This window comes from Kocuria rhizosphaerae (assembly GCF_044462265.1).
Lineage (GTDB): Bacteria > Actinomycetota > Actinomycetes > Actinomycetales > Micrococcaceae > Kocuria > Kocuria rhizosphaerae.
Window position 1 is genome coordinate 1 of sequence record NZ_JBISWL010000081.1, and the last position, 11,087, is coordinate 11,087.

Annotated in this window: 9 protein-coding genes; 1 reads left to right on the forward strand and 8 read right to left on the reverse strand. The window is 70.6% G+C overall.

What is annotated here, in order from left to right; translation table 11 throughout:
- Positions 1-46: 46 nt before the first annotated feature.
- Positions 47-2,185 carry a phenylacetic acid degradation bifunctional protein PaaZ gene (gene paaZ, locus ACH9EU_RS09590; RefSeq protein ID WP_396413708.1) on the reverse strand — a complete coding sequence of 713 codons (2,139 nt, stop codon included), beginning with the start codon at positions 2,183-2,185 and terminating at the stop codon, positions 47-49.
- 95 nt (positions 2,186-2,280) lie between these two features.
- Here paaZ and ACH9EU_RS09595 point away from each other — a divergent pair, with 95 nt between their 5' ends.
- Positions 2,281-2,691: a hotdog fold thioesterase gene (locus ACH9EU_RS09595; RefSeq protein WP_396413709.1), complete on the forward strand. Its 411-nt coding sequence runs from the start codon at positions 2,281-2,283 to the stop codon at positions 2,689-2,691.
- On the opposite strand, the gene ACH9EU_RS09600 is transcribed toward ACH9EU_RS09595, so the two are convergent.
- From ACH9EU_RS09600 to ACH9EU_RS09630, 7 genes are all read right to left on the reverse strand, one after another.
- Complete coding sequence (locus tag ACH9EU_RS09600; protein WP_396413710.1) at positions 2,669-3,385, reverse strand: tyrosine-protein phosphatase; 717 nt, start codon at positions 3,383-3,385, stop codon at positions 2,669-2,671. The genes ACH9EU_RS09595 and ACH9EU_RS09600 overlap by 23 nt on opposite strands.
- Before the next feature lie 22 nt (positions 3,386-3,407).
- Positions 3,408-4,277 carry a 3-hydroxyacyl-CoA dehydrogenase NAD-binding domain-containing protein gene (locus ACH9EU_RS09605; RefSeq protein ID WP_396413711.1) on the reverse strand — a complete coding sequence of 290 codons (870 nt, stop codon included), beginning with the start codon at positions 4,275-4,277 and terminating at the stop codon, positions 3,408-3,410.
- Between the two features lie 9 nt (positions 4,278-4,286).
- A complete protein-coding gene (locus tag ACH9EU_RS09610; RefSeq protein WP_396413712.1) occupies positions 4,287-5,072 on the reverse strand; it encodes an enoyl-CoA hydratase-related protein in 786 nt (261 codons plus the stop codon).
- Entirely contained in the window at positions 5,072-6,280 is a 1,209-nt protein-coding gene (locus tag ACH9EU_RS09615; protein WP_396413713.1) for an acetyl-CoA C-acyltransferase, read from the reverse strand. The genes ACH9EU_RS09610 and ACH9EU_RS09615 overlap by 1 nt, the downstream gene beginning before the upstream one ends.
- Before the next feature lie 319 nt (positions 6,281-6,599).
- Entirely contained in the window at positions 6,600-7,538 is a 939-nt protein-coding gene (locus ACH9EU_RS09620; RefSeq protein WP_396413714.1) for an NAD(P)-binding domain-containing protein, read from the reverse strand.
- Positions 7,511-8,938: a GntT/GntP/DsdX family permease gene (locus ACH9EU_RS09625; protein ID WP_396413715.1), complete on the reverse strand. Its 1,428-nt coding sequence runs from the start codon at positions 8,936-8,938 to the stop codon at positions 7,511-7,513. The genes ACH9EU_RS09620 and ACH9EU_RS09625 overlap by 28 nt, the downstream gene beginning before the upstream one ends.
- Positions 8,939-10,112: 1,174 nt before the next feature.
- Positions 10,113-10,622 (reverse strand): prolyl oligopeptidase family serine peptidase, encoded by a 510-nt coding sequence (locus ACH9EU_RS09630; protein ID WP_396413716.1) that lies wholly within the window; start codon positions 10,620-10,622, stop codon positions 10,113-10,115.
- Between the last annotated feature and the right edge of the window lie 465 nt (positions 10,623-11,087).

Consider the following 11,087-nt stretch of genomic DNA (forward strand, 5'->3'; position numbering starts at 1 on the left):
TTGGGGGCTCGGCGCAGCGGTGGGTCGGGGATCGGGCGTGGTGGTGTCAGGCGGCCGGCCAGGTCTTGGCGACCAGGGTCAGCACGTCGTAGGTGGCCACGATCTCGTCGTGCTGGTTGTGCAGGACCGCGTCCCAGCGCACCTCGCCGTACTCGTCGGTCACGCGCGGGGTGATCTGCTTGGCCGTCAGGGTCACCCGGATCGCGTCGTCGTAGGTGACCGGTGTGAGGAACCGCAGGTTCTCCAGGCCGTAGTTGGCCAGCACCGGTCCGGGGGCGGGCTCCACGAACAGCCCCGCCGCCCAGGAGACCAGCAGATAGCCGTGGGCCACCCGGCGCGGGAAGAACGGGTTCGCCGTGGCGGCCTCCTCGTCCGTGTGGGCGTAGAACGTGTCGCCGGTCGTGTCGGCGAAGTGCTGGATGTCCTCCAGCGTCACGGTGCGCAGCTCGGAGGCGAACTGGTCGCCGATCCGCAGCGTCTCCAGCGACTTCCGGAAGGGGTGTTCGCCCGTGCCGCTCTCGACGGCCTCCCGGGTCACGCTGTTCGCGGCCGCGCCCTGGTGCCACACGCCGGTCACGGCCGTGAGGATGTCGGGGGAGCCCTGGATGGCGGTGCGCTGCATGTAGTGCTTGACCCCGCGCACCCCGCCGAGCTCCTCGCCGCCGCCGGCGCGCCCGGGTCCGCCGTGCACGAGGTGCGGCATGGGCGAGCCGTGGCCGGTCGACGTCTTCGCGTCCTGGCGGTTGAGGAAGTGCACCCGGCCGTGGTGGGAGCCGATGCCCGCCGTGAAGCGGGCGGCGGTGGCGCCGTCGTTCGTGCACACGGTGGCCACCAGCGACCCGCCGCCGAGCGCGGCGAGCCGCACGGCGTCGTCGACGTCCGTGTAGCCGAGCACGGAGGTCACCGGGCCGAAGGCCTCGACGAAGTGCACCTCGGGGGTCTCCGGGTCGTCGAAGGAGAGCACGGTCACGGGGAAGAAGGCCCCGTTCTCGGCGTCGGCGTCACCCACGGGGGCGTCTGGTCCGCCGAGGCGCACCGTGCCCCCGGCCGCGACCAGCTGGTCCACGGCCCGGCGGACCTCACGCTGCTGCTCCTTCGAGGCCAAGGCGCCCATGGTGACGCCCTCGGCGCGGGGGTCCCCGATGACCACGCGCTGCTGCACGCGCTCGGCGACCGCGGCCACCACGTCCTCGACCCGCTCCTGGGGGACGATGACCCGGCGGATCGCCGTGCACTTCTGCCCGGCCTTGGCGGTGATCTCCACGAACACGGCCTTGACGAAGGCCTCGAACTCCGGGGTGTCCGGGGTGGCGTCCGGCCCCAGGATCGCGGCGTTGAGCGAGTCCGTCTCCGCGGTGAACCGCACCCCGCCGTTGACGACGTTCTCGTGGTTGCGCAGCGACCGGGCCGTCCCGGCCGAACCGGTGAAGGCGACGTGGTCGCGGTAGTCCAGGTGGTCGAGCAGGTCGCGTGCGGAGCCGGAGACCAGCTGCAGGGAGCCCTCGGGCAGGACGCCGGAGTCGATCATCAGTCGCACGCAGGCCGCGGTGACGTAGCCGGTGGGTGTCGCCGGCTTGACGATCGTCGGCATGCCGGCGAGGAAGGCCGGGGCGAACTTCTCGAGCATGCCCCACACCGGGAAGTTGAAGGCGTTGATCTGCACGGCCACCCCCGGCATGCGCGTGTAGATGTGCTCGCCCAGGAAGGACCCGTCCTTGGAGAGCTGCTCCACGGCCCCGTCGACGATCACGTTGGCGTTGGGCAGCTCCCGGCGGCCCTTCGAGGAGAAGGTGAAGAGCGTGCCGATGCCGCCGTCGACGTCGAAGAAGTGGTCCTTCAGGGTGGACCCGGTGGCGTAGGAGAGGTCGTACAGCTCCTGCTTGTGCTCCGTGAGGTGCTTCGCGAGCTCCTTGAGCTTCAGGGCCCGCTCGTGGATGGTCAGCTCGCCCAGCGCCCGCTGGCCGACGGCCCGGCCGTGCTGCACGGCGGCGGCGATGTCGATGCCGTCGGTGGACACCCGCGCCACGACCTCGCCGGTCGAGGCGTCGGTGACCTCCGTGACCTGCTGGGGGTCCTCGGGGGCCCACCACCGGCCCTGGAGATAGCTGGGAAGGATCGTCGGGGTCTGAACTGCCACGATGAGTGGTCCTTTCGCTCGGGTGCGTGCGGGCCGGAGGGCCCGCATCCTGACCGATCGTTCGGTATTATGATCACGATAACCTACGTCACACGCCGGGGCCAGGGCAGGCCGGGTTCCGGTCCCCGTTCCCGAGGAGAACCATGACCGCGACCCACGAGCCCTGGCGCATCGTCCTGGGCGAGCTCGACGAGAAGATGGGCGTCACCGTCCTCGATGAGTCCGCCGAACGCGTGGTGGCCACGATGCCGGTCGAGGGCAACCGGCAGTCACTGGGCCTGCTGCACGGAGGGGCGATGGTCGCCCTGGGTGAGGCCGTGGGGTCGTGGGCGGCCGTGATCCACGCGTCCACCATGGGCAAGGTGGCCGTGGGGGTCGACGTCAACGCCACCCATCACCGCTCCTGTCGCACGGGCACAGTGACGGCCACGGCCACCGCGGTGCAGCTCGGGCGCTCGCTGACCTGTCACGAGGTGCTGATCGTGCACGAGGACGGCACGCGCCTGTGCACCGTGCGGATCACCAACTTCCTCAAGGACCGCGCGGCCGGCTGAGCCGCCGGCGCAGCGCCGCGAGCTCCGCCGTGGTGAGGCCGGCGTCCCGCAGGTACCGCTCGGCGTCGAGGCCGGCCACGAGCTCCTCCAGCGCCGCACGCCGGTCCGCCAGCACCGCGGCCAGCTCCTCCTCGGGGCGGTGGCGCTCCACCGGGTGGGGAACCGTCGAGATCCGGTGCCACTCGTTGATCCCCCGAGTGGCGGCCTCGTCCTCGGCGACCACGCGCTCCGGGCCCGCTCCGGCCAGGCGCAGCAGGAGCAGCGCGAGCACACCCGTGCGGTCCCGCCCGGCGGAGCAGTGCGCGACGACGGCGCCCTCGGCGGTCGCGACCGTCCGGACGGCTTCCGCGACGGGCCCGGGGAACAGCCGCAGGTAGTCGCGGTAGCCGCGCGGGGAGTTGAGGTACGGGGTGCCCACGAGCGGGAACTCCGGGTGCGCCGGGTCCTCGGTGGGCCGGTGCAGCACGGTGATGCCGGCACGGGCGGCCGGCTCGTCCACGGGGTCGGTGCGGCGGCGTCGTCGCTCGCCGGCGTTGCGCAGGTCCACGACCGTCCGCACGCCGTCCGTCGCGGCGGCCCGCCACCCGGCGGGCGTGAGCCGTTCCGCACGGCCCATGCGCCAGACGTCCCCGGCCAGGTGCCGGGCGTTGAGCGCCCCGTCCCAGCCGGCCGGGGCGCCCGGTCTCGAGTCCATCCTCCTACGGTACGGCCCCGCGTCAGCTGCCGTGGTCGAAGAAGCCCTTGCCGGTCTTGCGGCCGAGTTCCCCGCGGGCGACCATGTCCCGCATCAGCTGCGGGGGCTCGAAGCGCTCGCCGAGCGTGGACGCGAGGTACTCGGCGATGCCCAGCCGCACGTCCAGGCCCACGATGTCGGTCAGCGCCAGCGGGCCGACCGGGAACTTGTAGCCCAGCACCATCGCGTTGTCGATGTCCTCGGGGGAGGCCACGCCCTCCTCGACCATGCGGATGGCCTCCAGGGCGATCGCCACGCCCAGGCGGGAGGAGGCGAAGCCGGGGGCGTCGTTGACGACCACCGGCGTCTTGCCCAGGCCCTTCACCCACTGCACCGACAGTGCCCGGAGCTCGTCCCCGGTGTGCTTCGAGAGCACGACCTCCACGAGCTTCGAGGCCGGCACCGGGTTGAAGAAGTGCAGCCCGCAGAACCGCTCCGGGCGGGCCAGGTGCTCGGCGAGCCCGTCCACGGACAGCGAGGACGTGTTGGTGGCCAGCCACGCCGTCCCGGCGAGGTTCCGCTCGACCTCCTGCAGGGCCTGGATCTTCAGCTCCCAGACCTCCGGGACGGCCTCGACCACCAGCTGGGCGTCGGCGAAGTCCTCGTGGTTGAGCGACAGGGTGAGGTTCTCCGACCACTCCTCCAGGTTGCCGTCCACGGAGCCGCGCTCGAGCGACTTCGCCAGGTCGCGCTCGATGCGCTCCTGGGCGGCGTCGGCGGCCACGCCGTCGCGCTCCACCACGGTCACCCTCGATCCGGCGAGGAGGAAGGCGTGCGCGATCCCGGCGCCCATCCGGCCTCCGCCCAGGACGCCGACGACGGCGGGAACGGTCAGTTCGTGCTTCTCGCTCATGGGCTGCTCCTAGCTCTTGGTCTTCTTGCGGTCCAGGAACGCCTGCATGCGGTCGAACTTGGCCTGGGACTCGAAGAGCACGGCCTGGGCGAGCTCGTCGATGTGCGGGTGCGCGGCGGGCGGGGCCGCGAAGACCCGCTTGGAGATCCGCACGGCCAGGGGGTCCTGGGCGCCGATCCGGTCGGCCACCGCGTGCGCGGCGGCCACCAGCCGGGCGGGCTCGTGCAGCTCGGTGACCAGGTGCAGGGCCAGGGCCTCCTGCGCGTCGAGGATCCGGCCCGCCAGGAGGATGTCCAGGGCCACCGGCTCGCCCACGAGCTCCTTGAGCCGCCACAGCCCGCCGGCCGCGGCGATGATGCCCAGGTTCGTCTCGGGCTGGCCGAGCTTGAGGTGCGGGGTGGCGATGCGGAAGTCGGCGGCGTAGGCCAGCTCGGCGCCCCCGCCCAGGGCGTAGCCGTCGATCGCGGCGATCACGGGCATCGGGAGCCTGTGGATCCGGTCGAAGATCTGGGAGTTGATCCCGGCCAGGGCGTCGTCCCGGCGGCGCTCGCGCAGCTGGGCGATGTCGGCGCCGGAGGCGAAGACCCCCTTCCCGTTCACCTCGGTGCCGGAGAGGATCAGGATCTTGGGGTGCCGTTCGAGGTAGCCGCACACCGTGTGCAGCTCCTCGACCATGGTCGCGTCGATGGCGTTGCGCACCTCGGGGCGGTCCAGGACCACGTGCAACCGGTCCTCGCGCTCCTCCAGGCGCAGGGCGGTGAACTCCCCGCCCAGGATCTTGCTCGGGCCGGCCATCAGAGCTTCTCCACCAGCAGGGCGGTGCCCTGGCCCACGCCCACGCACATGGTGGCCAGGCCCTTCTCCGCGTCCTCGCGCTCCATGCGGCCCAGCAGGGTCACCACGAGCCGGGAGCCGGAGGAGCCCAGCGGGTGGCCCAGCGCGATGGCCCCGCCGTCGTTGTTCACGGTCCCCGGATCGAGGCCCAGGCGCCGGATGCAGGCCAGGGATTGGGTCGCGAAGGCCTCGTTGAGCTCCACGGCCCCCAGGTCGTCGATGTCCCACCCGGTGCGCTCGAGCACCTTCCGGGTCGCCGGGACCGGGCCGATGCCCATGATGTGGGGCGGGACGCCGGCGGAGGCTCCGTCGACCACCCGTGCCCTGGCCGTCAGCCCGTACTTCTGCGCGGCCCGCTCCGAGACCACGAGGATCGCCGAGGCGCCGTCGTTGAGCGAGGAGGAGTTGCCGGCGGTGACGATGCCGTCGGTCTTCACGACCGGGCGCAGCTTCGCGAGGACCTCGGCGGTGGTGCCGGGGCGGGGCCCCTCGTCGGTGTCCACCACGGTCGTGGCGCCCTTGCGGCCGGGAATCGTGACGGGGACGATCTCCTCGGCGAAGCGCCCGGCGTCGATCGCGGCCAGCGCCTTCTCGTGGGAGGCGACGGCGAAGGCATCGGCGTCCTGGCGGGTGATGCCGTCGAGCCCGGCGACCTCCTCGGCGGTCTCGGGCATGGAGTAGGTCATCTTGTCGTGCTTCTTGAACTCCGGGTTGGTGAAGCGCCAGCCGATGGAGGTGTCGAAGACCTCCCCGGGCTTCGCGTACGGCTTGGCGGGCTTCTCCATGACCCATGGGGCGCGGGACATGGACTCCACGCCGCCGGCGACGACGATGTCCGCCGCTCCGGCCTTGATCATGTGGGAGGCCATGGTGATCGCGCTCAGGCCCGAGGCGCACAGCCGGTTGACGGTGATGCCCGGGACGGTGTCGGGGAAGCCGGCCAGGAGCCAGGCCATGCGGGCGACGTTGCGGTTCTCCTCGCCGGCGCCGTTGGCGTTGCCGAGGATCACCTCGTCGACGTCGTGCGGATCGATCCCGGCGTCGGTCACCGCGTGCTTGACGACCAGCGCGGCGAGGTCGTCGGGTCGCACGCCCGCCAGCGCGCCGCCGTAGCGGCCCACCGGGGTGCGCGTGCCTCCGACGAGGAAGGCCTGCGGGGCTGAGGACATGGTGGAACTCCTGTCGCTGCGGGACGGGGCCGGCGTGGGCCACTCCGTCCCTGACCAACCGACCGTTCGTTCATCAAACCATCCCACGGGTGCACGCGCCGGGTCAACAGAGGGCGGCTCTGCGGCGGCGCGGGTCCGGCTCCTCCGTGCGTGGTTCGCATCGAGCTCGACCGCGCTGCAGACATTCCGCGCCCGGAGCGCCTCGAACATCGGATCTCCCGCTACGACCTCCGACCGGCGCCGTCGGAAGCCGGCTCCTCCGCGTTCCGACAGTTCGACACCATGGTCCGGCCGAGCCGCCGAGGACGCGGGACCGGGGTCACCGCCGGTAGGTCCGGATCACCTGGGAGTCGTCCCTGTGCTCCCAGCCGGCATCCTGCGCCGTCCGGTACTTCGCCTGGGCGGTGGTGACCATCGGGGCGTCGAACCCGATGTCGTCGGCGATGTCCTTCACCAGGGTGGAGTCCTTCACGAAGATGCCGATCGTGCTCGTCACCTCGGCATCGAGCCCCTGGAGCATGCGGGGGCCGCGGTCGGATAGCATCCATGAGCCCCCGGCGCCGCCGGTGACGGCGGAAAGTGCTTTCTGCGGATCCAGGCCGAGCTCCTGCGCGAAGGCGAGTGCCTCGGCCGCGGCCACGATGTGGACAGAGCACAGCAGCTGGTTGACGGCCTTGTACGACTGGCCCTGGCCGATCTCCGGACCGCAGTCGACGAGCGTGCCGAAGGCCTCGAGGACCGGCAGCACCTGCTCAAGCGTCCTCGGGGGGCCCGAGGCGAACATGCTCAGCTCCCCGGTGACCGCTCGGGCGACGCCTCCGGTGACGGGGACGTCGAGCACGGCCACGGTGGGCGGGGCGGCGTCGGCCACCTCGCGCACCGCACGGGGTCCGACGGTGCTCATCACCACCAGGGCACTGTCTTCGCGCATGCGCCGGAGCAGGCCCCCCTCGCCCAGCGCGACGGCCCGCAGCTGCTCCGGTGTGGCCACCATGCACATCACCACGTCGGCCTCCGCCGCGGACACCGGTATCTCCTCCACCGGCACTCCTCGTGAGGCCGCTTTCGCCCGCTGATCGGGGCAGGGGTCGACGCCGGTGACCTCGAATCCGGCGGCCAGGAGCTGCCCGGCCATCGGCAGGCCGATGGCCCCGAGCCCGATGAAGGTGATTCTGCGCGGTGGAATGCGTGGCATGGGAGTCTCGTGACGGCGTGCGGGACGGGGCGGGCTCAGATGAACAGATCGAGCAGCAGGCACACGCCCAGGCCGATGACGGCGAAGGTGGACTGGGCGAGGGTGTAGATCTTGAACGTTCCCTTCGTCGTGAACCCGAGCATCTGCTTGAAGATCCAGAAGGTGTTGTCGGTGACGTGGGCGCCGAACGCGGCGCCGGTACCGGCGGCCAGCAGGATCAGGATCGGCGGGGCGTCGATGGAGCCCATGATCGGGGCGAGCAGGGTGGCCGCGGTGATCGCGGCCACCGATGCCGAACCCTGTGCGATGCGCAGGGTCGCGGCGATGGTCCAGGTGAGCAGGACCGGGATCGTGGCGTTGGCCTGGAACAGGGCTGCCATCATGTCCCCGATGCCGACCTCGGTGATCACCTGCCCGAGGGAGCCGGCGACTCCGGTGAACAGCAGGATCGAGCCGGAGGTCTGGGCGCCGCGGGTGAGCAGGTCGTCGATGCCGTCGCGGGTGACGGCCGGGACCGCGAGGACGATGCCGATGAGCAGGCCGATGAGCAGGGCGACGACGGGGCTGCCGACGAAGCCGAGGACGGCGATCTCCTGGCCGATGAGTCCGGTGACGGTGTCCAGGACGATGAGGAGGATCGGCACGATGACCGGCAGCATCGCGACGGGCAGCGGCATCGGACGGGTCGGGGTGGTCACGACCACGGTGCCCGCGGAGGTGCCGGCGACCTCGGTGGTGCCGTGGGTGGTGGGCCCGGTCTCGCGCAGGGTCTCGAGGCGGGCGCGCTCCTCCTCGATCGACTCCCCGAAGACGGAGTCGTCGAAGCTGTGATCCCGGTCCGTGGCCGGGTTGAACAATTTCCGCATCAGCAGGTCGTGCACGAAGATGCTGGAGATGATGAAGAAGATACCGAGCGGAATGCCCCACAGCAGCATGGTGCCGATCTCGACCCCGAGCGGTCCGGCAACCGCGATGGCCGCGACACCGGGGACCACGATCAGCAGGCCGACCTCCAGTCCGATCGCCAGTGAGCCGGCCAGGGTTGCGATGCTCTTGCCCGTCCGCTTGGCGATGGCACCGGCGATCGGGGCGAGGATGACCAGGGCCACGTCGAAGTAGATCGAGGGGAAGATGATGCCCGAGGTCAGCCCCAGGACGTAGGGCGACCGCTTGGGCCCGACGAGCTTCAGCAGCCCGTCCACGACGCGCTGCATCGTGCCGGTGGCCGAGAGCGTGGTGCCGATCATGACACCGAAGCCGATGATCAGCCCGACCTCGGCCATCAGCGCCCCGAAGCCGGTGTTGACGGCCGCCACCGAGGCCTCGAAGCCGAGCCCTGCGGCGACACCGAGATAGAGCGCGCCGACGACCAGTGCGACGACGGGGTTGATCTTCGCCCAGACGATCATCAGGACGATGCCGATGACCGCGACGGCGAGATGGACCAGAACGATGGTGTCCATTTCTTCTCCAGTACGGGTGGTGCCGGACGCGCCGACAGACGAACGGGTGGTCGGTCGCCTGAGGCGACCAGATCCTCGATGAACGGAATCGAGTCGGAAATCGGACGTCTTCGTCCAGGGAAACCGACGATGTCGTCCGGAAGGGCAGTCATCGGACATCGCCAGGGATCGCACGCCAGGTCGTGGGCGGGCATGCTCGGCCCTGCACGACTCAGAGGTGCACCGAGGACTCAGTTGCTCCAGTTGACTGTTGACAGTCAACTTTCTGTATTGTGAAGTGTGCCACAAGGTTTGGCGAGGAGGCAATGGCGGGCGTGACCGGAAGAGCGGATTCCTTCGACGACACCGGGAATGCGTCTCGGTGTGCTGTCGGTCGTCCTCACGGGACTCCTTCCGGCTACGGCTTCCACCGGCTTCTCCAGGCCACGCCCTCGCGTGCCTGCGGAGGGGGCGCAGAGGCGTGACCTCGACGACGTCGAGGGTGGCCTCGAGATGACGAGACGTCAGCCCTTGGCCGAGAAACCGGTGGACTCGATGCCGGTCCGCACCCTGGGTGCCGAACCTGACGATTCACGCGAGCCGTTGTTCCGGCCAGCGGCAGGCGATGCAGACGGTTCCTGATCTGCGACGGCCGTGGCGCCGTCCGGAACGGCTCGAGGAGATCGCCGGGGTGGAGCCGGTGCTGTCCGCATCACGTGTGAGCGGGGACCTGACGTCCGCCTCCGCGCCCCTCCGTCGGCCCATCACCACCTGCGGTATGGCTGTGCTCCTCACCGCTGGTCACAGCCCGGGAAGGACTCAACGAGCAGAAGGGGGCGGTGGGCTCGAGCGGTGTCGCGGGTGCGGAGTTGGTCGAGGACTTCCTGGAGCTTGTCGGTGGTGCAGGGCTCCCGTCGAGTGCGCTGAGGTGCTCACGGTCGACCTGACGATCCGGACGTGGAGCACCTGCCGTTCGCACGTGCTCAGTGCACCGAGTTCGGGCGGGAAGACCTCGACCGGCCCCCCACAGGAACAGGACCCGCCCTGGATTCCGGGCGAGTGAGCGGCCACGGTGCCGCAGGAGTCTCGTTGCGGCTGCCGGTAGGCAGGCGCGGACCGGTGGGAGTGGTCGGATGTCTGGTCGTGGGCGCCCGCGCGGCGGCTACATGCTGACTGTGGCGCAACCGCGGACGGGTCAGCCAATTTGTTGGACCCGTTGATCAGTCAGCAGGAAGTGACCGAGCCATGATGCACACAGTGCGGTCCAGGATTCCGCCTCTCCTGCGGCTCTGGCCAGGCCGAGACCATGCGCTCCTTCAGGAAAAACGTGAAGGGCGTGGGACACGCTGTGGTGAGCCAGAGCCTGAGCCAGAGCCTGAGCCAGGAGATAGGAGTGTTGCACAGGCACCGATGGATCATTCGCAGTGTGCCAGATGAAGAAGGGCGGAGCGGACGCCGTCACCAGCCGGTCCAGGGAAGTTGCGGCCCGTGCAGCGGCGTGGGGGGTTTCCCCCAACAAGGCAATCTGCGATCCCTGGTGGGTGTCGAGCTCCATGGACACCACGGGGTAACTGAGGATCACAGCATCGACTCGCTCAGGATCCGAGGGCAAGGCGGTCAGCGCGACATGGCCTGCCAGGTGCCCGCCGGCAGAGAACCCCAGTAGGGCGACCTTCTCGGCGCCGCTGTCCTTGATCCTGCGCACTTCTGCCCGCACTGCGTGGAGCGGACCGGGTGCCTCATGTGCACGGGGTGGCGGAAGACACTGGCCGAGAGGCCGCGCAGGGTGAGCCACTCGACCACAGGCTCTGCCTCGTTGTCGGCGTGCCCGACATAACCGCCTCCGGGAAGGACGAGGACGTGGCAGGAGCGGGCGGCCTGTGTCGGGATGGTGGCCGTAGCCATCGAGGTCTCGGGGAACTGTGGTGGGTGCAGCGGTCGTGGCAGCCCAGGTTCCGGGCAGACGTCGTTCATGGTGATCTCCTGCCTGTTGGCGCCTCATCAGCATTGACGGGTTTCCGCGGGAACTGTGCTCGAGGCTTCGAGCCCTCCCCCGATCCGCCTCGTCCGGATCCGTGCAGTGGGAAGTTCCGGGAGGTCTGGTCGCGGTGACGCCGTCGCGGGACCGGGGCCCCGGCCGGAGGGCCCGGGGTCGGCGCGGTCCGGGCCC

Excerpts from the sequence above, each read along its gene's own strand:
- paaZ (WP_396413708.1), bottom strand. The coding sequence starts at position 2,185 with ATGCGGGCCCTCCGGCCCGCACGCACCCGAGCGAAAGGACCACTCATC.
- ACH9EU_RS09595 (WP_396413709.1), top strand. The coding sequence starts at position 2,281 with ATGACCGCGACCCACGAGCCCTGGCGCATCGTCCTGGGCGAGCTCGAC.
- ACH9EU_RS09600 (WP_396413710.1), bottom strand. The coding sequence starts at position 3,385 with ATGGACTCGAGACCGGGCGCCCCGGCCGGCTGGGACGGGGCGCTCAAC.
- ACH9EU_RS09605 (WP_396413711.1), bottom strand. The coding sequence starts at position 4,277 with ATGAGCGAGAAGCACGAACTGACCGTTCCCGCCGTCGTCGGCGTCCTG.
- ACH9EU_RS09610 (WP_396413712.1), bottom strand. The coding sequence starts at position 5,072 with ATGGCCGGCCCGAGCAAGATCCTGGGCGGGGAGTTCACCGCCCTGCGC.
- ACH9EU_RS09615 (WP_396413713.1), bottom strand. The coding sequence starts at position 6,280 with ATGTCCTCAGCCCCGCAGGCCTTCCTCGTCGGAGGCACGCGCACCCCG.
- ACH9EU_RS09625 (WP_396413715.1), bottom strand. The coding sequence starts at position 8,938 with ATGGACACCATCGTTCTGGTCCATCTCGCCGTCGCGGTCATCGGCATC.